The organism is Kluyvera ascorbata (assembly GCF_023195735.1).
Taxonomy (GTDB): domain Bacteria; phylum Pseudomonadota; class Gammaproteobacteria; order Enterobacterales; family Enterobacteriaceae; genus Kluyvera; species Kluyvera ascorbata.
The window spans coordinates 684,393-709,044 of the sequence record NZ_CP096201.1 but is presented as its reverse complement, the minus strand read 5'-3'; the positions used below and the strand labels follow the sequence as shown (position 1 = coordinate 709,044).

General features: G+C 54.4%; 23 protein-coding genes. 8 read left to right on the top strand and 15 right to left on the bottom strand.

Translation table 11 applies throughout. The annotated features are described in order from the left end of the window. Nucleotides 1-93: 93 nt before the first annotated feature. The 3 genes from MY052_RS03380 to exbB all read right to left on the bottom strand — a co-directional run bounded on the left by MY052_RS03380 (nt 94) and on the right by exbB (nt 2,940). A complete protein-coding gene (locus MY052_RS03380; RefSeq protein ID WP_420828629.1) occupies nt 94-1,545 on the bottom strand; it encodes a methyl-accepting chemotaxis protein in 1,452 nt (483 codons plus the stop codon). Between the two features lie 231 nt (nt 1,546-1,776). Then, on the bottom strand, nt 1,777-2,202 hold the full coding sequence (gene exbD, locus MY052_RS03375; protein WP_035892082.1) for a TonB system transport protein ExbD: 426 nt from the start codon (nt 2,200-2,202) through the stop codon (nt 1,777-1,779). Nucleotides 2,203-2,208: 6 nt separating this feature from the next. Further along, entirely contained in the window at nt 2,209-2,940 is a 732-nt protein-coding gene (exbB, locus tag MY052_RS03370) for a tol-pal system-associated acyl-CoA thioesterase (RefSeq protein ID WP_035892083.1), read from the bottom strand. A 250-nt stretch (nt 2,941-3,190) separates the two neighbouring features. On the opposite strand from exbB, the gene metC reads away from it, so the two are divergent. Both metC and yghB read left to right on the top strand, forming a co-directional pair. Next, entirely contained in the window at nt 3,191-4,378 is a 1,188-nt protein-coding gene (gene metC / locus MY052_RS03365; protein ID WP_202217175.1) for a cystathionine beta-lyase, read from the top strand. Nucleotides 4,379-4,625: 247 nt separating this feature from the next. Continuing rightward, nucleotides 4,626-5,285 carry a DedA family general envelope maintenance protein YghB gene (gene yghB / locus MY052_RS03360; protein ID WP_035892085.1) on the top strand — a complete coding sequence of 220 codons (660 nt, stop codon included), beginning with the start codon at nt 4,626-4,628 and terminating at the stop codon, nt 5,283-5,285. Between the two features lie 42 nt (nt 5,286-5,327). On the opposite strand, the gene MY052_RS03355 is transcribed toward yghB, so the two are convergent. Continuing rightward, nucleotides 5,328-6,221 carry an AraC family transcriptional regulator gene (locus tag MY052_RS03355; RefSeq protein WP_035892087.1) on the bottom strand — a complete coding sequence of 298 codons (894 nt, stop codon included), beginning with the start codon at nt 6,219-6,221 and terminating at the stop codon, nt 5,328-5,330. A 197-nt stretch (nt 6,222-6,418) separates the two neighbouring features. On the opposite strand from MY052_RS03355, the gene yqhD reads away from it, so the two are divergent. Together yqhD and dkgA are read left to right on the top strand one after the other, a co-directional pair. Continuing rightward, nucleotides 6,419-7,582, top strand: coding sequence for an alcohol dehydrogenase (gene yqhD / locus MY052_RS03350; RefSeq protein WP_123652372.1), 1,164 nt, complete (start codon nt 6,419-6,421; stop codon nt 7,580-7,582). A 103-nt stretch (nt 7,583-7,685) separates the two neighbouring features. Further along, nucleotides 7,686-8,513 carry a 2,5-didehydrogluconate reductase DkgA gene (gene dkgA / locus MY052_RS03345; RefSeq protein WP_123652371.1) on the top strand — a complete coding sequence of 276 codons (828 nt, stop codon included), beginning with the start codon at nt 7,686-7,688 and terminating at the stop codon, nt 8,511-8,513. Nucleotides 8,514-8,633: 120 nt separating this feature from the next. Here dkgA and MY052_RS03340 read toward each other — a convergent pair whose 3' ends face one another. From MY052_RS03340 to MY052_RS03315, 6 genes are all read right to left on the bottom strand, one after another. Next, the gene (locus tag MY052_RS03340; protein WP_123652370.1) at nt 8,634-10,805 is read right to left on the bottom strand and encodes a YgiQ family radical SAM protein; all 2,172 of its coding nucleotides are present in this window, start codon (nt 10,803-10,805) and stop codon (nt 8,634-8,636) included. Nucleotides 10,806-10,953: 148 nt separating this feature from the next. After that, a complete protein-coding gene (gene ftsP / locus MY052_RS03335; protein ID WP_035897532.1) occupies nt 10,954-12,366 on the bottom strand; it encodes a cell division protein FtsP in 1,413 nt (470 codons plus the stop codon). Nucleotides 12,367-12,465: 99 nt separating this feature from the next. Continuing rightward, on the bottom strand, nt 12,466-13,203 hold the full coding sequence (gene plsC / locus MY052_RS03330) for a 1-acylglycerol-3-phosphate O-acyltransferase (RefSeq protein ID WP_035897533.1): 738 nt from the start codon (nt 13,201-13,203) through the stop codon (nt 12,466-12,468). Nucleotides 13,204-13,383: 180 nt separating this feature from the next. Further along, the gene (gene parC, locus MY052_RS03325; protein ID WP_123652368.1) at nt 13,384-15,642 is read right to left on the bottom strand and encodes a DNA topoisomerase IV subunit A; all 2,259 of its coding nucleotides are present in this window, start codon (nt 15,640-15,642) and stop codon (nt 13,384-13,386) included. A gap of 110 nt (nt 15,643-15,752) precedes the next feature. Continuing rightward, entirely contained in the window at nt 15,753-16,619 is an 867-nt protein-coding gene (locus MY052_RS03320; protein ID WP_248538203.1) for an AraC family transcriptional regulator, read from the bottom strand. A 74-nt stretch (nt 16,620-16,693) separates the two neighbouring features. Further along, nucleotides 16,694-17,086 carry a YgiW/YdeI family stress tolerance OB fold protein gene (locus MY052_RS03315; protein ID WP_035896950.1) on the bottom strand — a complete coding sequence of 131 codons (393 nt, stop codon included), beginning with the start codon at nt 17,084-17,086 and terminating at the stop codon, nt 16,694-16,696. Nucleotides 17,087-17,236: 150 nt separating this feature from the next. On the opposite strand from MY052_RS03315, the gene qseB reads away from it, so the two are divergent. Continuing rightward, on the top strand, nt 17,237-17,896 hold the full coding sequence (gene qseB, locus MY052_RS03310; protein WP_115073713.1) for a quorum sensing response regulator transcription factor QseB: 660 nt from the start codon (nt 17,237-17,239) through the stop codon (nt 17,894-17,896). Then, on the top strand, nt 17,893-19,242 hold the full coding sequence (gene qseC / locus MY052_RS03305) for a quorum sensing histidine kinase QseC (RefSeq protein ID WP_248538202.1): 1,350 nt from the start codon (nt 17,893-17,895) through the stop codon (nt 19,240-19,242). The genes qseB and qseC overlap by 4 nt, the downstream gene beginning before the upstream one ends. 50 nt (nt 19,243-19,292) lie before the next feature. Here qseC and MY052_RS03300 read toward each other — a convergent pair whose 3' ends face one another. The 3 genes from MY052_RS03300 to MY052_RS03290 are packed head-to-tail and all read right to left on the bottom strand — an operon-like array spanning nt 19,293 to nt 20,824. Then, nucleotides 19,293-19,625, bottom strand: a complete 333-nt coding sequence (locus MY052_RS03300; protein ID WP_202217171.1) for a DUF2645 family protein — start codon at nt 19,623-19,625, stop codon at nt 19,293-19,295. Between the two features lie 6 nt (nt 19,626-19,631). Then, a complete protein-coding gene (locus MY052_RS03295; protein WP_248538201.1) occupies nt 19,632-20,342 on the bottom strand; it encodes a hypothetical protein in 711 nt (236 codons plus the stop codon). Nucleotides 20,343-20,344: 2 nt separating this feature from the next. Continuing rightward, on the bottom strand, nt 20,345-20,824 hold the full coding sequence (locus MY052_RS03290) for an Hcp family type VI secretion system effector (protein ID WP_248538200.1): 480 nt from the start codon (nt 20,822-20,824) through the stop codon (nt 20,345-20,347). 234 nt (nt 20,825-21,058) lie between these two features. Here MY052_RS03290 and MY052_RS03285 point away from each other — a divergent pair, with 234 nt between their 5' ends. Beyond that, nucleotides 21,059-21,640: an NAD(P)H-dependent oxidoreductase gene (locus MY052_RS03285; protein ID WP_035896944.1), complete on the top strand. Its 582-nt coding sequence runs from the start codon at nt 21,059-21,061 to the stop codon at nt 21,638-21,640. A 30-nt stretch (nt 21,641-21,670) separates the two neighbouring features. Then, nucleotides 21,671-21,985 (top strand): putative quinol monooxygenase, encoded by a 315-nt coding sequence (locus MY052_RS03280; protein WP_035896943.1) that lies wholly within the window; start codon nt 21,671-21,673, stop codon nt 21,983-21,985. Between the two features lie 117 nt (nt 21,986-22,102). Here the strand turns inward: MY052_RS03280 and MY052_RS03275 are convergent, their stop codons facing one another. Both MY052_RS03275 and MY052_RS03270 read right to left on the bottom strand, forming a co-directional pair. Further along, nucleotides 22,103-23,293 carry a glycoside hydrolase family 88 protein gene (locus MY052_RS03275; protein WP_248538199.1) on the bottom strand — a complete coding sequence of 397 codons (1,191 nt, stop codon included), beginning with the start codon at nt 23,291-23,293 and terminating at the stop codon, nt 22,103-22,105. A 25-nt stretch (nt 23,294-23,318) separates the two neighbouring features. Continuing rightward, a complete protein-coding gene (locus tag MY052_RS03270; RefSeq protein ID WP_123652364.1) occupies nt 23,319-24,587 on the bottom strand; it encodes an oligosaccharide MFS transporter in 1,269 nt (422 codons plus the stop codon). Nucleotides 24,588-24,652 lie beyond the last annotated feature (65 nt).

Genomic DNA, 24,652 nt, shown 5'->3' with positions numbered 1-24,652 from the left:
TGTCATTTTTCGTACTGGTATTACGTTTTCTGGCAACTGCGGAAGCTGTCACACAACTGGATGATTTGTCATACCGCTTTCATTTTTGTGACCTTAAACCAGCCGGAACACAGAGATCGCCGACTTCAGTTCACCGGTATGGTGCTGCTGTTGCTGGGCCACCTGAATCGTCTGCGCCACATGCTGTACGTTCTCCTGCACGCTGGCATCAATAGTGGCAATGCTGCCTTTCATCTGCAGCACGCTGGTTTTCTGCTGGTCGCTCATTGAGAACAGCACGTCAACGCAGGATTGCAGGCTGTCGATATTGTGGATAATCGACTCCATCGTTTTCCCCGCTCGTTCAACCTGCTCCGCGCCCTGATGGGTGCGCTCGACGGAGGTGGCAATCATCTGGCGAATATCGCGCGCGGCTTCTTCACAACGCAGCGCCAGCGTACGTACTTCGGCAGCCACCACCGCGAAACCTTTGCCGTGCGCACCCGCCCGCGCGGCCTCGACGGATGCGTTCAGCGACAGAATGTTGGTCTGGAAGGCAATGCCGTCAATAAGCTCAAGAATACCGTTAATTTTCAGCGACTCATCGCGGATATGTGCCATTGAGACCATCGCCGAGCGAATATTTTCCCCGCCCTCCTGCGCCACGCCGCTCGCCTGTTCCGCCAGCGTCCGAGCCTCGCTGGCCTTCTCGCTGGTGAGCGAGGCCGCCCCGGCGAGCTGTTCCATGGCGCTGGCGGTGACGGCTAACGATCGCGCCTGGTTATCTGTGCGTTCAGAAAGTGCGGTATTGCGCTGGAGGAGCGTTTGCGAGGCTTCAATCAGCTGCGAAACGTTGCCGCTCACTTGCTCAAGCGTATTACGCATCGCATCCAGCGTCAGGCTAAAGGTGCGGGCAAACGGGGAGCTGCTGGTTTTGCTGTCGCGCTCAAGGGTCAGATACCCCGTCTCTCGGTTGATAACCGAGGCTAACTTCGCCACTTCGCTAGCCGAGCGGGCATCCTGCTCCATCCGCACCGCCAGCAGCACGAGGAATATCGTCTGCGCGACAACGTATAGTCCATGCATTATCACCATCTCCAACCCGGTATGCATAAAGACAGTAATATTAAACAGGCCATACTCTTGCAAATAGTTAAACACCAGATGATGCACAGCAATAACGGCAGCCCCCATAATTAATGGCCGCCAGTCTCGCCACGCCAACAATGCGGACAGTAGGACAAATACCGAGAAGTGGTATTCGGTTTCGCCATTTCCAAGCTGAATAAGCAGCGCAGAATAGGCCATCATAATAAACGCGTACACCAGACGCGTAATGAGCTTGCCGGGAAAAAGTAGCGTCATGAACGTGCCGAGAACCGCAAGAAATGTGGCCACCAGCAGCGCCAGACTGAGGTTGCCATTCATCGCTCCCACGCCCAACGATACGCCCCACATCACCCAGGCGAGCACCATCAGTAGCCGGTCGGCTCTACGGCGAATAGAGGATAAAGAGAACAGATCCCGAGGTACGCCATCGGCTTGCCATAACGTCATTATTGCCATGATATATTCCGCCCGCGCAGGTGTTATTTCACGTCATATTATTGTTAGCGTTCAGAATTAAGCGTAGAGGGGTTATTTATGGCTAGCCAGCAAGTTGTTAAAAATATATCGCTACCATTAAGCTATGCTTAATAACATTTAACAGAGGATTGGAATATATAAGACTTAAGGGAAATATTATATTACTGAGGGAATAATAACGGATGGCGCAGAACGCGCCATCCGGGATACTTATTTTTTCGCGACGGTCTCTTCACCGACCAGGCCAATTTTCAGATAGCCTGCCTGATGCAGAGTATCCATGACCTTCATCATCGTCTCATAGTCCACGGTTTTGTCCGCACGGAAGAAGATAGTGGTATCTTTTTTGCCTTCCGTCAGCGCGTCAATTGCCGTCACCATGTTGTCGTCGGTAATCGGATCGTTACCGAGGAACATTGATTTGTCCGCCTTCACCGACAGATAGACTGGTTTATCCGGGCGAGGCTGCGGTTGGCTAGACGAGGCTGGCAAATTCACTTTGACATCCACGGTGGCCAGCGGGGCGGCAACCATGAAGATAATCAGCAGTACCAACATGACATCGATAAACGGCGTCACGTTGATATCATGCATTTCGCCATTATCGTCCAGATTTTCATTAAGACGCATTGCCATGGGGCGTTAACCTACTCGTAATTTCTGGGCGGTACGCACCGGGTGTACGCCGCTGGCGCTGAGGTCCAGGTCACGGCTTTGCAGCAGCAGAACCTGCGCCGCAACGTCGCTCAGGTTGGCTTTAAAGCCGCCAATCAGACGCGCGAAGATGTTATAGATAACCACCGCTGGAATCGCAGCGAACAGGCCAATTGCCGTTGCCAGCAGCGCTTCCGCGATACCAGGAGCGACGACCGCCAGGTTAGTGGTCTGGGTCTGGGCGATACCGATGAAGCTGTTCATGATACCCCATACGGTACCAAACAGGCCGACGAACGGGGAGATAGCACCGATGGTCGCCAGGAAGCCGTTACCACGGCCCATATGACGACCCACAGCTGCCACACGACGCTCCAGACGGAAGCCGGTACGTTCTTTAATACCTTCGTTATCTTCCGAACCCGCAGAGAGCTCCAGTTCGTTCTGCGCTTCGTTGATTAACTGAGTGCTCAGGCTACGAGCATCAAAAGCGGCCGCAATTTCATTTGCCTGATTCAGGGAACGTGCATCGCCTAACAGTTTTTGTTCGCGCTTGAGGCGGCGCTTATGGGAGATAAGCTCTGCACCTTTGCTGAAGAAAATAGCCCAGGTGACGACGGATGCCAGTATCAAGCCAATCATGACTACTTTAACCACGATGTCGGCATGATGATACATACCCCAAACGGAGAGATCCGCCTGCATCAAATTATTACCCACTGTGTATCTCCAGGACGTAAATCACAAATTCTGGGAACAATAATATCAAAACATCGTCGAATTGATAGTAGTTCTCATTAGTATTTACATATTGACCCAAATCACACTTATTTTCCTTGCGCTTACGCAGTAAAAAAGTTTTCCGCCCGTTTTTTGGCAAAATTTTCTGCTGTTCGCGCACTAAACGGTAGATCCCGCGTGCAATCGTGTTAATTTAGCCATCCAGACGTATAAAAACAGGTAGACAAAAATGGCAGACAAGCACCTCGATACCGCGCTGGTTAACGCCGGACGCAGCAAAAAATACACCCAGGGATCGGTGAACAGCGTCATTCAGCGCGCCTCTTCGCTGGTGTTCGATACGGTCGCCGCCAAAAAACATGCGACCCACAACCGCGCCAACGGCGAACTGTTCTATGGCCGTCGCGGTACCCTCACCCACTTCTCATTGCAGGAAGCGATGTGTGAACTGGAAGGCGGTGCCGGCTGTGCCCTCTTCCCCTGCGGTGCCGCAGCGGTAGCCAATACGATTCTGGCGTTTGTTGAACAGGGCGATAACGTGCTGATGACCAACACCGCCTATGAGCCAAGCCAGGACTTCTGCACCAAAATTCTCGGCAAGCTGGGCGTAACCACCAGCTGGTTTGACCCAATGATCGGCGAAGGGATTGCCGCGCTGATTAAGCCCAATACCAAAATCGTATTCCTGGAATCCCCCGGCTCCATCACCATGGAAGTGCACGACATTCCGGCCATTGTTGCCGCCGTGCGCCGGGTCGCGCCTGAAGCCATCATCATGATCGACAACACCTGGGCGGCGGGGATTCTGTTTAAAGCGCTCGATTTCGGTATCGATATCTCTATTCAAGCCGGTACCAAATACCTGATTGGCCATTCGGATGCGATGGTGGGTACGGCAGTGTCTAACGAGCGCTGCTGGCCGCAGCTGCGTGAAAACGCCTACCTGATGGGCCAGATGCTCGATGCGGATACCGCCTACATGACCAGTCGCGGCCTGCGTACGCTGGGCGTGCGTTTACGTCAGCACCATGAAAGCAGCCTGAAAGTGGCCGAATGGCTGGCGCAGCAGCCTCAGGTTGAACGCGTGAATCACCCTGCACTGCCTGGCAGCAAAGGGCATGAATTCTGGAAGCGTGATTTCACCGGCAGCAGCGGTCTGTTCTCCTTTGTGCTCAAAAAGCACCTGAACGATGAAGAGCTGGCGAACTACCTGGATAACTTCTCGCTGTTCAGCATGGCCTACTCCTGGGGCGGCTTTGAGTCGTTAATTCTGGCTAACCAACCGTCGGAACTCGCCAGCATTCGCCCGGAAGGAAAAATCGATTTCACCGGCACGCTGGTTCGCGTCCATATCGGTTTAGAAAACGTTGACGATCTGATTGCGGATTTAGCGGCAGGATTTGCCCGCATCGTGTAACATACCTGATGCCCGGCATCTTCTGCTGTCGGGCGGGTTAGCAATGTTTTTGATGCGTCGGTCAGACGCGTCACCGATGTTGAGAACAGTCGGTCCCCGAAGTGATAGATCACCGTCGGCGTAAACCGTTTCCGCGTTGTTGTCAGCAAATCAGGACAGCGCGGCTTCAGTAGTTGCGCACGCGATCAAGGTGTTCTTAATCTTTCGGGCGTACAATAAGCGAAAACGCTGTTCCACAGGAATGTTCATGGTCGTTATTCAAGATATTGTCGCCGCGCTTTGGCAGCACGATTTTGCTGCTCTGGCGAATCCGCACGTCGTGGGGATCGTTTATCTGGTCATGTTTGCCACACTTTTTCTGGAAAATGGCCTGCTTCCCGCTTCATTCTTACCCGGCGATAGCCTCCTGCTATTGGCGGGCGCGCTCATTGCGAAGGGCGTGATGGGCTACGTCCCCACTATTGCTATTCTGACTGCCGCGGCGAGCCTCGGCTGCTGGCTGAGCTATGTTCAGGGCCGTTGGTTGGGTAATACCCGCGTGGTGAAAGGCTGGCTGGCGCAGTTGCCGGATAAATACCATCAGCGGGCTACCTGCATGTTTGACCGTCACGGTCTGCTGGCGCTGCTGGCGGGGCGTTTCCTGGCGTTTGTGCGTACCCTGCTGCCAACCATGGCGGGTATCTCCGGCCTGTCGAATCGCCGCTTCCAGGTGTTCAACTGGCTGAGCGCACTGCTGTGGGTGGGCGTAGTGACGAGCTTAGGCTATGCCATCAGTATGATTCCGTTTGTGAAACGTCATGAAGATCAGGTGATGACCTTCCTGATGGTTCTACCGATTGTCCTGCTGGTCGCCGGGCTTCTGGGCACGGTGATTGTGGTGATTAAGAAGAAGTATTGCGACGCATAATATCTCGTAGCCCGGCCAAGCGCAGCGACGCCGGGCTACGAATTACATTCCCCGCAGTCGCGCGGCATCCTCTCCCGGCGTCATGCCGAAATAACGCTTAAACTCACGGCTGAACTGCGAAGCGCTTTCGTATCCAACCTGCATCGCCGCGGCGCTGGCCTTCAGCCCGTCATGCACCATCATCATCCGCGCTTTGTGCAGACGGTAGCTCTTCAGGTACTGCAACGGCGACGTGCTGGTCACCGACTTAAAGTTATGGTGAAACGCCGACAGGCTCATATTGGCCTCGGCGGCGAGCTGGTCCACGCTTAAGGCTTCTGTGTACTGGCTTTCAATGCGTTTGAGCACCCGGCTAATCTGGCTGAAATGGGTCTGGCGGCTGACCAGCGCCATCAGCGCGCCGCCGCGTGGCCCGGTCAGCACGTGGTAGAGCATTTCACGAATAATCTGTTTTCCCAGAATACGAGCGTCCAGCGGGCGTTCCATCACATCCAGCAGGCGTTCGGAGGCACAGAGAATCTCTTCTGAGAGCGTCGCCGAGTTGATGCCGCTTTCTGCCATCGATGAAGGATGAAACAGCGGGTCTTCACCGATATCCATCAGCAGCTCTTGCAGTTGTAGAATATCGACATCAAGCCGTAATCCTGCCAGCGGCGCGTCCTCAGTCGCAAAAGTTTCACATTCGAAGGGTAAAGGTACCGTCAGCAGCAGATATTCGTTGGCATCGTAGCGGAAGGTACGCTCGTTGATATAACCAATCTTATAGCCGGAAAAGAGAAACACGATGCCCGGCCGATACATCACCGGAGTGCGCCCGCTTGGCTGAGTGCCATAGATAAGCTGAATATCCGGCAGCAGGGCTCGCAGATTTTGTTCGTTACTTTTCAGCTGCTTAATTTTATCTGTCAGCAGCAAACAGATCTCTTCACGGTTCATCAACGGAGGCTCCTGATACCTTTTCCGACGCTGCCATTGTGGCGTTGTTTAACGTATTTCTCCAGAGCTATGGAGAAATGGGCAAGACAATCGCAGGAATGTGCATTGAGAGGTACGACAACGAAGACCACAATGATGTCATTCGGCGATGACCCCTCACCGCCCTCTTTTTCCACCCACCATATAGGGAACGAGCAATGTTTAATTTTGATCTTCATACCCCGACCCGCATTCTGTTCGGTAAAGGCGCTATCGAAAACCTGCGCGCTCAGATCCCCGCTGACGCTCGCGTGCTGATTACCTACGGCGGCGGCAGCGTGAAAAAAACCGGCGTGCTGGACCAGGTGCTGAGCGCACTGCAAGGTCTGGACGTGCTGGAGTTCGGCGGGATTGAGCCAAACCCATCTTACGAGACGTTGATGAACGCGGTGAAAATTGCCCGCGAAGAGAAAGTCACCTACCTGTTGGCCGTTGGCGGTGGTTCCGTACTGGATGGCACCAAGTTTATCGCCGCTGCCGCGCATTACGATACCAACATCGACCCGTGGGAAATTCTGGAAACCTACGGCAGCAACGTCAACAGCGCGATCCCTATGGGTTCCGTACTGACGCTGCCAGCGACCGGTTCCGAGTCCAACAAAGGTGCCGTTATCTCCCGTAAAACGACCGGTGACAAGCGCGCCTTTATGTCTCCACACGTGCAGCCGCTGTTTGCGATTCTGGACCCGGTTTACACCTACACCCTGCCTCCACGTCAGGTCGCTAACGGCGTAGTAGATGCATTCGTTCATACCGTAGAGCAGTACGTAACTTACCCGGTTGACGGCAAAATTCAGGATCGTTTCGCGGAAGGCATTTTGCTGACCCTGGTTGAAGATGGCCCGAAAGCGCTGCAGGAACCAGAAAACTATGCCGTACGTGCCAACATCATGTGGGCAGCCACTCAGGCACTGAACGGCCTGATTGGCGCTGGCGTACCGCAGGACTGGGCAACCCATATGCTGGGTCACGAACTGACCGCAATGCACGGTCTGGATCACGCGCAGACGCTAGCTATCGTGCTGCCTGCCCTGTGGAATGAAAAACGCGATACCAAACGCGCCAAACTGCTGCAGTACGCAGAACGCGTATGGAACATCACCGAAGGTTCTGACGATGCGCGTATCGACGCCGCTATCGCCGCAACCCGCAGCTTCTTCGAACAAATGGGCGTGCCAACTCGCCTGTCCGACTACGGTCTGGACGGCAGCTCTATCCCTGCGCTGCTGAAAAAACTCGAAGAGCACGGCATGACTAAACTCGGTGAAAATCAGGATATTACCCTGGACGTGAGCCGCCGTATTTACGAAGCTGCACGCTAAGAGCTTCTCGCTTTACCTTTCGTTTTTGCATATTTCGACCAGACTTATTCTTACAAACCTTGCCAGGGTTATGCCCTGGTAAGCTCGTAAAAAGGAGAAATGCATGACACATCCAACCGTGATTAAACTGCACGATGGCAATGTAATGCCGCAGCTCGGCCTCGGGGTATGGCAGGCCACGAATGAGGAAGTCGTCACCGCGATCCATAAAGCGCTCGAGGTGGGCTACCGTTCCATTGATACCGCCGCCGCTTACAAAAATGAGTCGGGAGTCGGTAAAGCAATTAAGAGCGCGGGCGTTGCTCGTGAGGATCTGTTCATCACCACCAAGCTGTGGAATGACTCCCATCTCCGCGCGGCGGATGCCCTGCAGGAGAGCCTGGAGCACCTGCAGCTGGACTATCTCGACCTGTATCTGATCCACTGGCCGGTTCCTGCAACCGACCATTATATCGATGCGTGGAAGAGCCTGATTGAACTGCAAAAACAGGGGCTGATTAAGAGCATCGGCGTGTGTAACTTTCAGGTGCCTCACCTGCAGCGGCTGATTGATGAAACCGGCGTTGCGCCGGTTATCAACCAGATTGAGCTGCATCCGCTGATGCAGCAGCGTCAGCTGAACGCCTGGAACGCCACGCACAAAATCCAGACCGAGTCCTGGAGTCCGCTGGCACAGGGCGGTGAAGGGGTGTTTGACCAGAAGGTTATCCGTGCTCTGGCGGATAAATACGGCAAGACCCCCGCGCAAATCGTGATTCGCTGGCACCTCGACAGCGGCCTGGTGGTTATCCCGAAATCGGTCACGCCGTCACGCATCGCCGAGAACTTTGCGGTGTGGGATTTCCGTCTGGATAAAGATGAGCTGAGCGAAATTGCGAAGCTGGATCAGGGCAAGCGTTTAGGGCCGGACCCGGACCAGTTTGGTGGTTAAGTTGTATTGAGTGCCGGATGGTGGCTACGCCTTATCCGGCCTATAAATCATCGAGTAGGCCTGATAAGCGCAGAGCCATCAGGCATAAAATACCCGGCATTTGCCGGGTATTTTTTTAGCTCAACGAGACGCGGGTTTAGGGCGCTTTTTGATGCCGCCAGGCGTCTGGCGCTGATGCGCCACCGGCGTGTGCTTGGTCAGCGCCGGGCGGGTATTGCGGTTCTGGCGACGCGCTTCGCGCATTTCATCCAGCGTCGGCGCAGGAACCAGGCAATCACGACGGCTGCCGATCAGATGCTTTTTGCCCATCGTCTCCAGCGCCGTACGAATCAGCGGCCAGTTAGCCGGATCGTGATAGCGCAGCAGCGCTTTATGCAGACGGCGCTGCTTATCGCCTTTCGGGATCACCACGTCTTCACTCTTATAGCCAATTTTACCCAGCGGGTTCTTGCCGGTGTAATACATGGTGGTCGAGTTCGCCAGCGGCGACGGGTAGAAGTTCTGTACCTGGTCCAGACGGAAGCGGTGCTGCTTCAGCCACAGCGCCAGGTTAACCATATCTTCATCGCGCGTTCCCGGATGGGCGGAGATAAAGTACGGAATCAGATACTGCTCTTTACCGGCCTGCTTCGAATAAGTGTCGAACAGCTCTTTAAAGCGGTGATAGCTGCCCATCCCCGGCTTCATCATTTTCGACAGCGGCCCTTCTTCGGTATGTTCCGGCGCAATCTTCAGATAGCCGCCCACGTGGTGGGTAGCTAGCTCTTTGATATAGCGCGGGTCTTCCACCGCCAGGTCGTAACGCACACCGGAGGCAATCAGGATTTTCTTGATGCCTTTCAGGTCGCGGGCGCGGCGATACAGATTGATGGTCGGCGTGTGGTCGGTATCCATATGCGAACAGATTTCCGGGTACACGCAGGAGAGACGACGACAGGTTTGCTCCGCACGCGGCGACTTACAGCGCAGCATATACATATTTGCCGTTGGGCCACCCAGGTCGGAGATAATGCCGGTAAAGCCCGGTACCGTATCGCGAATAGCTTCGATTTCGTTGATGATCGAATCTTCGGAGCGGCTCTGAATAATACGGCCTTCATGCTCGGTGATGGAGCAGAAGGAACAGCCGCCGAAGCAGCCGCGCATGATATTGATAGAGAAACGAATCATATCGTACGCCGGAATACGCGCCTTACCGTATGACGGATGCGGAACGCGCTGATACGGCAGCGCAAACACGCTATCCATCTCTTCGGTGGAGAGTGGAATTGCAGGCGGGTTAATCCAGATATAGCGGTCGCCCTGCTTTTGCATCAGCGCACGGGCGCTGCCCGGGTTTCCTTCGTGGTGCAGAATACGGGAGGCATGGGCGTACAATACCTTGTCGCCTTTAACCTTCTCAAAAGACGGCAGCAGCACGTAGGTTTTCTCCCACGGCTTAGGGCGCGGCGGCTGCACGGTAACGGCTTTGGCTTCCTGTTTTTTCGGTGCTACCGGTTTGTTGTCAGCACACGGCAGATCGTCGCCGTACGGATGCGGAATCGGGTCGATTTTCCCCGGGGTGTCGATGCGGGTTGAGTCGACGCCAGACCAGCCCGGCAGCGCTTCTTTGACGATAATCGCCGTGTTACGCACATCGCGAATCTGCGCGATGGGTTCGCCCGCCGCCAGACGGTGCGCCACTTCAACGAGCGGACGCTCGCCGTTGCCGAACATCAGCATGTCGGCTTTGGCGTCAATCAGCACCGAACGGCGCACGGTATCGGACCAGTAATCATAGTGCGCGGTACGACGCAGGCTGGCTTCGATGCCGCCGAGAATGACCGGCACATCTTTCCACGCCTCTTTACAGCGCTGGGTATAGACCAGCGTGGCGCGGTCCGGGCGTTTGCCCGCGACGTTGTCTGGGGTATAGGCATCGTCATGGCGCAGCTTGCGGTCTGCGGTGTAGCGGTTGATCATCGAGTCCATGTTGCCCGCGGTGACGCCGAAGAACAGGTTCGGTTTGCCCAGGCGCATAAAGTCGTCTTTGCTGTTCCAGTCCGGCTGAGCAATGATCCCCACGCGGAAGCCCTGCGCTTCCAGCATACGGCCACAAATCGCCATCCCGAAGCTCGGGTGGTCAACGTAGGCGTCGCCGGTTACCAGAATGATGTCGCAGCTATCCCAGCCAAGTTGATCCATCTCTTCACGTGACATCGGCAAAAACGGAGCCGGCCCAAAACAGGCAGCCCAGTACTGCGGCCAGGAGAAAAGGTCGCGATCCGGTTGGATCAGGGAGATAGCGCTCATATTGCTTCCGAAAAATTGGCAAAAAAATAGACAAAGGCCGGGGATTATAAGCCCGATCGCCCTACTAATGAAGTGGGAATTTTTAACGAGGTGTGAGTCCCGGCGTCGCTGCGCTCGGCCGGGATACAAAGACGCCGGGGGTTTTTGATTACGGCGCCGGGTTCACCAGAATCTGTCCGATAGAACCACGGTCAGCAAGCTCCAGCGTCTGGCTGGCGTACTGGAACGGGAAGTGCGGCCATGACGGCTGTGAGTAATAGACCAGCAGCTCTACCTGGCCATCAATCCAGACCGTATCTTTCCAGCCGCGGTCTTCCGGCAGCGGCGTCGCGCCGTTGACGTTGCGAATCTGGAACATTACCCCTTCAATATGGAACGACTGCGGCGCATCGGCGCGTACCGTCCAGCGCTCCCAGGTTCCCTGTTGCGCGGTGATATCAATACGCTGCGGGTCCCACAGCTGGCCGTTGATGCCCGGATCGTCGCCCAACAGAATGTCACGGCTGCGAATCGGCGTGCCGCTGAGCACTTCCGTTGGCAGTATGCGCATTGGTAAGTTATCGGTCACTAACGGCAGAAGCCCCGTCGGACGCAGGGTCAGCACTAGAGTTGAGATCAAAATGCTCGATGGTTCAAAGAAGCCGCGAATACGTTCCATGATGCTGGCTGACTCACCGCAGGTGATCGACGCTTCGTCACCGTTGGTCATATCGACCAGCACTTCGCGACGTTCGCCCGGTGCCAGGGAGATTTGCGTGGTGGAGACCGGCGCGGGCAGGAAGCCCTGATCGCTGGAAATCACATGCAGCGCACGGCCATCGCTCATCCGCAGCGAGTAGCGACGAGAGTTAGAGGCGTTCAGCAGGCGCAGGCGCACCCAGCCGCGTGACACTTCCACGTACGGCCCCTGTACGCCGTTGACCAGCAACGTATCGCCAACAAAGCCACCGCTGCCCGGCTCGTCGTACACCGGTGCGCCAAAGTTATCCAGGCGCTTATCCTGAATGATGACCGGGAAGTCGTCGACGCCGTAGTGGTTAGGGAATGGTAAGGACTTACTAACCTCATCTTCCACCAGCCACATGCCCGCCAGGCCGTTATAGACCTGCTGCGCCATGTGGTTCGGCGTATTGGCCTGATACCACAGCGTTGATGCGCTCTGGCGAATCGGCAGCACCGGCGCCCAGTCGGCATTTGGCGTCATCATGCGCGCCGCACCGCCAATCAGCGGCCCCGGCACCTGCAGGCCGCGCACGGTCATGGCGACGTTTTCAGTCAGACGGTTGCTGTAGATGAGTTTGACATCGTCACCCTTCCAGACACGGATCGTCGGCCCAAGATAGCGACCGTTGACGCCCCAGACGGACGCGCGCGTGCCCTGGGTAAACGACCAGTGCGCACGTTGCAGCGTTAGGAATAGCGGTTGCCCACGGCGAGACTCCAGCAGCGGAGGCACCGGCAATGCGGGCTGCTTCCCTGCGGCTTGAGCCCTCAGCGGCACGGTGCCCGCACATAGCGCAACGCCCGAGGCCTGAATAAACTGACGCCGACTGAGTGACATATAAGCTCCATCAAAACGAACAAATCAAACGTGGGAAATCATTTTCCCGACAGTAAAACAGCATGCGACGCGAGCGTTCACCCGCGCCATCAGCAGATATTACTTTTTACCGGCAGACTCACGCTGGGCCACTTCCTGGTCCAGCTCGTCGATTTTAGCCTTCATCACTTCACGGCAGTGCTTCGCCAGGTCACGAACCTGATCTTTACCCCACGCGCTGGTGTCGATTGGCTCCAGCATTTCCACAATCACCAGACCATTATTCCAGCGGTTGAGTTTAATCTTATTGGAAGTATTCGACACACACACCGGGATAATTGGCACACCAGCGGCGATAGCCGCATGGAACGCACCGGTTTTAAACGGCAGCAGACCACGGCCACGGCTGCGGGTACCTTCCGGGAACATCCAGATGGAAATTTTGCGTTTCTTAAAGGTATCCGCCACTTCCGCAATAGTACTGTGCGCTTTCGCTTTGTTATTACGGTCGATCAGCAGGTTGCCGGTCAGCCAGTACAGCAGGCCAAAGAACGGAACCCAAACCAGGCTCTTTTTACCGACCGTTACGGTTGGCGGCTGGACGATGTTCGCCGCCGTCACCATATCGTAGTTGTTCTGGTGATTGGCGATATAAATCGCGTTGCCATAGTTCTCCGCGTCAGCCGGTTTGCGGGTTTCAACCTTTAAACCGAACACGGGCGCCATACGGCCAAACATATGGCCAAAGGTGGCGACGTGTTTTGGGTTACGCGGACTGAACAGGCAATAGATGCAGCCAAAGATGCATACCAGGATGCAATAAATGACGACAATAATGACACGTAAAATAAATAGCATAGCGTCCTCTGAACCCTGAACCACTTAGAATGTTACCGATCAGGCGGGTGCCGACAGGATATATACCGGACAGGGCTTTGTTACTTGCAGACCCCTGCAAAGGGGTATTGTTAATCGCAACGGCTGAATTAACAACGGTTTCACGGTAATTTTTCCCCCGCCTGACGACGGGGGAGATGATTACTCTTCGCTGTCACCCGCCGAAGCGCGCCGCGGTGAATCAATCTCAATGCGATCGATTTTTTGCAGGCCACGCATCAGGGTACCGCGACGACCGCGCTCACCCGTGACTTTTTGCAGCTCTTCCGGGCGCAGTTTGATCTTACGTTTGCCCACGTGGAAGGTCAGCGTACTCTGCGGCGGCAGCACATACAGATGCGCCAGACTATCGACGCCGCTGGCCGCTTCCGCCGCCGGGATGTTGATAATCTTGTTACCCTTACCTTTCGATAGCTGCGGCAGGTCGCTCAGCGGGAACATCAGCATACGGCCCGCCGAGGTGATAGCCAGCAGCATATCGCTCTCGTCCTCGATGACCACCGGCGGCATCACGCGAGCGTTATCCGGCAGGGAAATCAGCGCTTTACCGGCACGGTTACGCGCCACCAGGTCATTGAAGGTGCACAGGAAACCGTAGCCCGCATCAGACGCCATCAGCAGCTTGGTATCGTCGCCTTCCATCAGCATGTGCTCAACGGTCGCTCCCGGCGGTAGCGTCAGCTTGCCGGTTAGCGGCTCGCCCTGACCGCGCGCAGACGGCAGCGTAATCGGGTCGATGGCGTAGCTGCGACCAGTGGTATCGACGAACACCACCGGCTGGTTGCTCTTGCCTTTCACCGACGATTTCCAGCTATCGCCAGACTTATAGTTCAGCCCCTGAGCGTCAATGTCATGACCTTTCGCACTACGTACCCAGCCCATCTGCGACAGCACGATGGTGACAGGTTCAGACGGCAGCATGTCATGTTCGCTCATTGCTTTCGCTTCTTCGCGCTCATGCAGTGGGGAACGGCGATCGTCACCAAAGGCTTCGGCATCGGCCTGCAGCTCTTTCTTCAGCAGGTTGCTCATCTTGCGTTCGGACGCCAGGATCGACTGCAGATGATCGCGCTCTTTGGCTAAATCATCCTGCTCACCGCGGATCTTCATCTCTTCGAGCTTCGCCAGGTGGCGCAATTTCAGCTCGAGGATCGCTTCCGCCTGGGTTTCGCTGATGCCAAAGCGCGACATCAGCGCCGGCTTCGGCTCATCTTCGTGACGGATAATCTCGATCACTTCATCGATGTTGAGGAACGCCACCAGCAAACCTTCGAGGATATGCAGGCGTTTGAGCACTTTCTCGAGGCGGTAGTTCAGGCGACGACGTACGGTGTCGCGGCGGAACGCCAGCCATTCGGTGAGGATCTCCAGCAGGTTTTTCACCGCCGGACGACCATCCAGCCCGATCATGTTCAGGTTGATGCGGTAGCTCTTTTCCAGATCGGTGGTGGCGAACAGGTGGTGCATCACCGGTTCCATATCTACGCGGTTGGAACGCGGCACGATAACCAGACGAGTCGGGTTTTCGTGGTCGGATTCGTCGCGCAGGTCATCGACCATCGGCAGCTTTTTATTGCGCATCTGCGCTGCTATCTGTTCCAGCACCTTGGCGCCGGAAACCTGATGCGGCAGTGCGGTAATCACCACCGCGCCGTCTTCTTTATTCCACACCGCACGCATGCGCACGGAGCCACGGCCATTCTGGTAAATTTTGCGGATTTCCGCGCGCGAGGTGATGATTTCCGCCTCGGTCGGGTAGTCCGGGCCCTGAACGATATCCAGCACCTCGTCGAGCGTGGTCTGCGGTTTTTCAATCAGGGTAATCGCGGCTTTCGCCACTTCACGCAGGTTATGCGGCGGGATATCCGTCGCCATACCCACGGCGATGCCGGTAGTGCCGTTCAGCAGGATGTTAGGCAGGCGCGCAGGCAGCATTTTCGGCTCCTGCATGGTGCCGTCAAAGTTTGGCACCCAATCAGCCGTGCCCTGCCCCAGCTCGCTTAACAGCAGCTCGGAATATTTCGACAGGCGGGATTCGGTATAACGCATCGCCGCGAACGATTTCGGATCGTCCGGTGCCCCCCAGTTCCCCTGGCCATCGACCAGCGGGTAACGGTAAGAGAACGGCTGCGCCATCAGCACCATCGCTTCATAACAGGCGCTATCGCCGTGCGGATGGTACTTACCCAGTACGTCACCGACGGTACGGGCGGATTTTTTAAATTTCGCGGTGGCGTTCAACCCCAGTTCCGACATTGCGTAAACAATGCGGCGCTGCACCGGTTTCAGGCCATCGCCAATAAACGGCAACGCACGGTCCATGATGACGTACATGGAGTAGTTTAAGTAGGCGTTTTCCGTAAATTCATGTAGCGCAAGGCGCTCTGCCATATCGCTCATTAACAGTGGATCCTCAATCTGCATGCTGACCGTTCGGACGGCAATATTGCCGCAGATAATAACCTATCTCACGGTCTGAGTCACAAACCGTGAGATAGGTTGAGAGCGGGTTAACGAAGCGGCAAATAAATATCCGTCAGCAGCGCATGTTCCGGCACCTCATGAACAAAGTTGAGGTACTGGAAAAAGACCGGGAAGTCGCGCGGCGTCTCACCGCTGCCCGGCAGCCACTCGCGGAACAAATACCAGACGCTGTCAGGCAGTGAATCCAGCGAGCCCTGATGACGCACCACCGCGCAGCGCCCGCCGGGGATTTCAGCGTTAACCACGCCAAACGCGTTCTCCGGTATCGGTGCTGCGACGCTGCCGCAGATATCAAAGCGAAACTGCTCCGGCGGCGTCGTTTGCGGGTCGTGCCAGGCAATGCCGTAGGTTTGGCTACTTTTCACCGGAGAAAACCCGGTGCTGCGTCGCCATTCAATAAAGGTTGCCGCGCTGTCGTTCACCCGATCCGGATGCCCTTGATGGGTCAACATGGCGACGTTGGTATGCGGAAATTCAACGATTTTTACGTCCATTACGTTCTGCTCCTGTAATGCCAGTTTAGGTACGCGTTGGTGCCAGGCCGCCCAGTTCGGTTTTTGGCGGAACTGGCGCGGGCTTTGGCCAAACGCGGTTTTAAAGGCACGAGTGAACGACTCCGGGTTCTGAAACCCGGCCTCCAGCGCAATATCGATAACCTTATCCTGTGGGTTAAACGCCAGCCGCCAGGAAGCGCGGCGCAGGCGTAACCACTGGATATAGCGATACAGCGGCAGGCCGCTCCAGGCGGTAAATTGCCGATGGAAATGAAATGGCGAACTGTGCGCCATCCGGCTTAACGCCTCAAGCGAGAGAGGCTCATCCAGATGACGCTCAATGTGGTCGCAAACGCGCCGCAGACGTTCGGAATAAGCCGCGCTTAATAAGTCACTCATCACTGCCTCCTTGCGGGACATTCTGCCCGCCTGGCCGCAGTGAATCCTGACCGATCTTGCGCAGTTCTGGGGGATTACGGATTCACTTTGCGGATCTGCTTCACGTCGATTTCAACGGAGTTCCAGTCTTTATCCACTTCGCCCTGGATTTCAACCACATCCTGCGGGGTGATGGTCTGGCCGTTCCAGCGTTTGTGGTCAATATCCACGTTTACGGTGCCGCTGGCATCTTTAAAAATATACAGATCGTCAGAGACGCGCTCGATAATATTCCCACGAAGCGTGACCCAGGTGTCATCCCGCATGGTTTTGGCGTTCGCCGCGGTGGTCACGGTGCCGTTAGGGCCAACGAAGCCGCCGGCCTGCGTCGTCGTGGTAGACGGGCCGGAAAACCCGCCCTGAGTGGCAGCCAATGCCGGTGCAGAAGCCAGAGCAAGGATAGCGGCGATAGCAGCAAGTTTCTTCATGATGTGTTCTCCCTTTTGTGTTGTATGGGGACTATTACACCCGCCATTTCTTAACAACTTCTTAAGGGGAAAAAAGATTTATTTTTGCTGTACAGTAACCGCAAGGGCGCGGTTTACTTGGCATACAGAGCAGCAGGCAAGGAGCAGCAGATGCGCATTTTATTAGTGGAAGATGACAAGCTTATCGGCGATGGCATCAAAACCGGGCTCGGCAAAATGGGCTTCAGCATTGACTGGTTTACCCGCGGTGAAGAGGGCAAAATTGCGCTCTATAGCGCCCCGTACGATGCGGTGATCCTGGATCTCACCCTGCCCGGCATCGACGGGTTGGACATTCTGCGCGAGTGGCGCGAAAAATCCCGCCGCGAACCGGTGCTCATTCTTACCGCTCGCGATGCGCTGAGCCAGCGCGTAGAAGGGCTGCGCTTAGGCGCTGACGACTACCTCTGCAAACCGTTCGCGCTGATTGAAGTCGCCGCCCGACTGGAAGCGCTGATTCGCCGCGCCCACGGCCAACCGAGCAGCGTACTGCGCCACGGCGAGGTGGAGCTTGACCCAAACCATCTGACCGCCACGTTTAAAAACGAGCCGCTGATACTGAAGCCGAAAGAGTTTGCCCTGCTGGAGCTGCTGCTGCGCAACGCCGGGCGAGTACTGCCGCGTAAGCTCATCGAAGAGAAGCTTTACAGCTGGGATGAAGAGGTCACCAGCAACGCCATTGAAGTACACGTCCACCATCTGCGCCGCAAGCTCGGCAGCCCGTTTATTCGTACCGTCCACGGTATCGGCTACACGTTGGGTGACCAATGAACCTGTTCCGCCGCCTGAGTCTGCGCGTTCGCCTGACGCTGCTGTTTATGCTGCTCTCCGCCGTGGCCTGGTGTTTTGCCAGCGTCATCGCCTGGAAGCAAACCACCGATAAGCTGGACAAGCTGTTTGATACCCAGCAAATGCTGTTTGCCAAACGCATCAGCGCGATGGATTTCGCCGACCTGCCGACGTCCCGCCAGTGGATTCGCGCGCCGAAGAAGGTTAAACACGGGCATCTTGATGAAGACGCGCTGGCGTTCGCCATCTATACCGTCGACGGCAAAATGGTGCTGCACGACGGCGAGAACGGACCGTTCATTCCCTATCACTACCGCCGGGAAGGCTTTGACGACGGTCCCTTGAGCAACGATGACGATAGCTGGCGGTTTCTGTGGCTGACTACCGCCGATAAGAAATACCGGATCGTAGTCGGCCAGGAGTGGGACTACCGTCAGGAGATGGCGCTGGACATCATCACCGGCCAGCTAACGCCGTGGCTGGTTGCCCTGCCGGTGACCTTTTTACTGCTGATTCTGTTGATTAGCCGCGAGCTAGCGCCGCTCAAAAAATTAACCCGCACCCTGCGCCAGCGCCACCCAGACTCCGGCGAGCCGCTGGATACCCAGGGCGTGCCGAACGAAGTGCGCCCAATGCTGGATGCGCTGAATCTGCTGTTCCGCAAAACCCACGATATGATGACTCGCGAGCGGCGCTTCACCTCCGATGCCGCCCATGAACTGCGCAGCCCGCTCACCGCATTGCGGGTGCAGGCCGAAGTAGCACAGCTGTCGCAGGACGATCCGCAAAGCCAGCAAAAAGCGCTGATGCAGCTGCACGCGGGTATCGACCGCGCCACTCGCCTGGTCGAGCAACTGTTGACGCTTTCCCGCCTTGATTCGTTAGAACAACTCGCCGATGTGCAGACGGTGAATCTTGGCGATCTGCTGCAATCCTCGGTAATGGATATCTATCACGCCGCGCAAAAGGCGGGCATTGAAATTCGCCTGCACCTGAACGCGCAGCAGGTTACCCGCACCGCCCAGCCGCTGCTGATGAGCCTATTGGTGCGTAATCTGCTGGATAACGCCGTGCGCTACAGCCCGTCGGGTAGCGTCGTTGACGTCACGCTGGACAGCCACGGCTTCAGCGTCCGCGATAACGGGCCGGGCATTCAGCCGGAAGCGCTGGCACGCATCGGCGAGCGCTTCTATCGCCCGCCGGGGCAGGATGAAACCGGCAGCGGACTTGGTCTGTCGATTGTTCAGCGGATTGCGACGCTGCATGGGATGGCGGCGACGTTTGCTAACGCGGTTAAAGGTGGGTTTGAAGCCTCAGTAAAATGGTAGCTGGCGCGGATAAAGGAGATATCAGAATACCCTCTATCCGCACAGAGAGTTTATATACAAAATATATTGCGCCCCCAAAAAACCCACCAACCCGCGCAAAGACAGGCCAATACAGCAAAAAAATTCAGCCAGACCCCAAACCAATTCCTCGTATACAGTTTTCGGAGAAGAATAATAACAAGCGGTGTAAGTATGATAAAAGCCGAAAAACAGGCTTGGAGGATACGATCATATCCTGATGTTTTTGGAATGCTACAAACGGTATCGCCGGGTGCCATCATCCAGCTATATTTATTAAATGCAAAGAATGTATTCATTAGCCAATAAGCCAGGATGATATATATGAATACTTCAAATATGGATATTAACCGTTCTTTTGACATATATGGCTACTCTTTAAGCAATATTCTAATGTGTGGTCTTATTTCTAGCAGTCTCATTCCATAAGATATAAAACTATAATCATCTGTACCTTTCTGCGGTACATTTTTTATTAACTGAAGAAAATCGCCCAATTTCCGCTGGACACCTCGATTATATCGAATACCCGTCATTATGTACTGTTCATCAGACATATAGAGCGATGCTGAGTCGGGATAGTCATACAAAAAAAGATCTCGTAAATAAGTTGCAGATACCTGAAGGTTAAAATCATCTTCCATTAGGCAAGTTGCTAACTCTAACTGATCCCGGGTTGTCAACTCTGCGGGATCAAGGCCCAACGTAACGGCTGCCACTCGTATCTGTACAGCAACAGAGCCAAATGAGGTGGCCTCCTTCGGTTTTCCTAACCATGGGAACATCCTTTTAGCCTCAAAAACCTGGAATTTAAAATTTTCTGGCATTCCTCCTGACTCAATCCAGGCCACACCACCAAGTAAGTCAGGCCGAATACCGGCTACATTTGCATAATGAATGATTTTATCCCTATTATACTGCACATATGCGTCCTTGTAGGCATTCAAATAAAATCCCCCTGAACGTCCTTTTACGTCATTTCGCCCCAACTTCCAAAACAGAACATCAATTTCATCCCACTTACGAAATTTAGCTTCAGAGACAGAACAGAAACGGTTTCTTATCACCATGTTGTTTTTCATCGTTAGAAAATCCGCTCATTCCAAAAACTGTATGATTCCGTACTCGCTGATAAATGTTTCCAGGTAATATTCTCATAGTTCAGAATAACAACCTCTTCGGGTTGATTACCGGCATGATTAAGTACATGAGGGTAACACGATGATATGTTAGATAAGTGAGCCTTTTGTAACTCAACCGTATAAAATCTTTCAATACCACCATTCCGAATTGTTCTATAAAAGTTGAATACGACAGATAATGCTTCATTTGCTGAAATTGCAGAATTTAACAAAGGAGATGACTTATCGATGGGTTTGTAGAACTTCACCGGATGGTGAGTAACATTACGCTCTCGGCTTATGGAATGATCGAATTGCAGAACAAAAATCTCATCTACATGGTTTATTTGATACTTATTACCAATAGAATCAGAAGTTCCACAACCTGCTGAAATTAGACCTTGTTTTTCACCTGTAATCGATGCATATATTATATTTGCCATGATTAACCTCATGAATTATCAGTTTTGAATAGCTTATCCCGTCTCAGCAATTAAAAAGGGTTCAAGCCTGTCATTTACTCATAATTCAGAAATTATTTACCCCATTCGTGTAATGGCTTAAACGCTCAAACCATTATTGCTAATTCAGCAAAAGACTTTGCACATTTTGCACATTTAATCGTTACAGCAAGGCGAGTATCATGCCCCTCAAAAGCCAACTTTTGAGGATTCATCATGAGCAACATCCTGATTATCAACGGTGCGAAGAAATTCGGCCATTCTAACGGCCAACTGAACGACACCATGACTGAAGTCGCGGAGACCTTCCTGCGCGACCTCGGGCATGATGTTAAAGTGGTTCGCGCCGATAGCGATTATGACGTAAAAGCCGAAGTCCAAAACTTCCTGTGGGCCGACACCGTTATCTGGCAGATGCCGGGCTGGTGGATGGGCGCGCCGTGGACCGTCAAAAAATATATCGATGACGTGTTCACCGAAGGCCACGGTTCTCTGTACGCCAGCGATGGCCGTACCCGCTCCGACGCCAGCAAAAAATATGGTTCCGGCGGTCTGATCCAGGGCAAAACCTATATGCTGTCCCTGACCTGGAATGCCCCAATGGAAGCTTTTACCGATAAAGAGCAGTTCTTCCACGGCGTGGGCGTTGACGGCGTTTACCTGCCGTTCCACAAAGCCAACCAGTTCCTGGGAATGGAAGCACTGCCGACCTTTATCGCCAACGACGTGATTAAAATGCCTGACATTCCACGTTACGTTGCAGAATACCGCGAGCATCTTGCGAAGATTTTTGGTTAACTGGTAACCTGGAATTAGAAGGAGTTAATCATGTTGACAGTTATTGCTGAAATCCGTACTCGTCCGGGCCAACATCATCGTCAGGCGGTACTGGAACAGTTCACCAAAATTATCCCAACCGTACTGAAAGAAGACGGCTGCCACGGCTACGCGCCGATGGTGGACCACGCCGCAGGCGTGAGCTTCCAGACCACAGCACCAGATTCCATCGTGATGGTTGAAGTGTGGGAAAGCGTAGCGCACCTTGAAGCGCACCTGCAGACGCCGCACATGAAAGCCTGGAGCGAAGCAGTGAAAGGCGACGTGTTGGATACGACGATTCGTATTCTGGAAGCGGGCGTTTAATCCTCCGAGTGTCGTAGTAGGCCGGATAAGACGGAACGTCGCCATCCGGCATTCGCGCAGCACCACGCCTGATGGCGCTGCGCTTATCAGGCCTACCGTTCCGTAGGCCTGTTTTATCTACCAGTAGAGCTTCCAACTCTGCGTCATGCGCACCAGCGCTTCCACATAGAAATAATCCCCCCAGCTACAGCACTCATCCACACCTTTATCGCTAGCGAAGTGATACACCGAGTGTTTCAGCACGCCGGTACCCGGCTCGTCCACGCCCATCAGATAATGTTTCGACAGCGACGACATAATGCCCATCGCCCACTGCTGATAGCGCTCGCGATCCGGATCGGTGGTCGGCAGATGCTTCACCAGCTCCAGCAAGCCGCACACCGCAATCGCCGCCGAGGATGAATCCCGCAGCGCGTCGGTGCCCACCAACGCCAGATCCCAGTGGCATACGTGGTCTTCCGGCAGGCGATTGAGGAAGTAGTTCGCCAGCTTTTTCGACAGGCTAATCAGTTCTTTATCGCCGGTATAGAGGAAGCTCAGCATGAAACCGTAAATGCCCCACGCCTGACCGCGCGACCAGCAGGAATCATCCGCATAGCCCTGCTGAGTTTTGCCAAAGCGCGGCGCGCCGGTCTGCACGTCCATATAGTAGGTGTGGTAAGTCGAGGCATCTTCACGCACCAGATACTTCGCCGACTGGCGCACGTGGGCGCGTGCGGCATCGGCGAATCTTGGATCGCCGGTTTGTTCAGTGGCCCAGTAGAGCAGCGGCAGGTTCATGGTGCAGTCGATAATCATGCGCCCCGCCTGCTCCGGGTCAGTCAGTACGCCCCAGGCCTGGATAATTTCCGCTTTACGATGGAAGCGCTCCAGCAGCGCTTCCGCTGCCTGCAAAGAGAAGCCGCGCGCATCGCGATTGCCGGTCAAGCGCCACGCTGACACGCAGGAAAGCGTGTACAGGAAGCCCAGGTCATGCGTGTTGGTGTCGCAGCGGCCCGCAATACGCAGGCCAAACGAGCGCACGTGTTTTTCCGCCAACGCCCGGTATTTCTCTTCACCGGTCATCTCCCAGGCCAGCCACAGCTGCCCGGTCCAGAAGCTGGTCGTCCACTCGACATTTTCGGTGAGCGGATAATAGCCGTCCACGCAGGCTTCACCCGGGAATTTATCACCGAAATCCGTTAAATGACGGCTAATCAGCTTAAGGACGTGGCTACGCGCCGAGCACAGCTCATCGTTAAACGTCTGAAGATTAACGGGTGCACCCGGAAATTCGCGCAGGGTTTCCTCAACGATAGGGTTTAACATATTCGGTTCCTTCATTCAGTAAGGCTTATTTAGAAATACCATTTTCAGCGACATCAAGTGCAGGCTGGCGATGATTCTGACGTTTACAGGCGGATAAAGTGAATGCGGACACCAGCGTAAAGAACAGCGCAATTCCGCCCATAATAATATAAGTCTTTTCAAATCCGATGCGGTCGTATAATAAACCTGCTGGGGAAGAGACCACCACGTTGCCAATATACAACATGGCCTGATAACCCAATAAATACATGGTGGCATTGACGCGTTTATCGAAATGCTCGGCAATATATTTAAAGACCGATACCAGCAGCAGACAAATTTCCAGGCCGTACAGCGGTTTAATAACCGAAATCAACAGATGTGAGTCGCACAGGCCGGAAATCACCAGGCGAGCACCAACGAGCGCCCCTACAATGATCAGGCCGCGTTTTGCGCCAATATAGTTAACGAACATCGGCATAAAGATGTACATCACGAACTCGGTGCCGGACTGCACGGTTCCCAGTAGACCGAAGATAGTGTTGCCTTCGTGCACATCGCTAAAGAAGGTGACAAAGTAGCGTGAGAACTGCTGCTCAGCTACAAACATCATCCACGCTACGCCTGCCACATACAGGCAGAAAGCCCAGAACTTGCCGCTTTTCAGCAGGTCGAACACGTCTTTCAGGACAATCTTATCCTTAGAGATAACCGCGCTGGCGTTGCTGGTTTCAGTATCCACTTTCAGGCTGATTAACACCGCCAACATGACCAGCGATGCCACGCTGCCGAGAATAAAGTTGTAGGCCGGGGAGATATTAAACAGCAGGCCGGAGAACGATGACGCCACCGCCCAGCCGAGCGAGCCCCACATACGAATCTGGCCAAACTCCATGCTATTCAGACGGCTGTAGCGATCGGCATAGGATTCACAGGCCGCCACGCCGGCATACCACGCGAAGCTCAGATAAATAGCACCAACAATAATCCCCACGGTGGTGTAGGAGAGCAAGAGCGGCTGGTAGACATAAATAAAGAATGGCGCCATCAGGGCGGACATTACCACCACAAAATAGAGCAGATATTTACTCATCCCTATTTTATCGAGGATGTAGCCGTAAATCGGTTTAAGAATAACGGAGAATATGCCGTTTACGGCAAACACGGTACCAATTACCGCACCGCTGAGTTCTGCTTTTTGTCCAAGCCAGATGGCAAATAAACCAATACTGGCAGACCAGGTAAAGAAATATAAAAAGATAAATGAACTTATTTTGTAGTATTCCAGCCTGTTTGTTGACGATAGTTTTTCCATACGGTCCTCGACAAGACGATGTAGGGGTACAAACTCTGCATCATGGTGATACAGAGTTTGTCAGG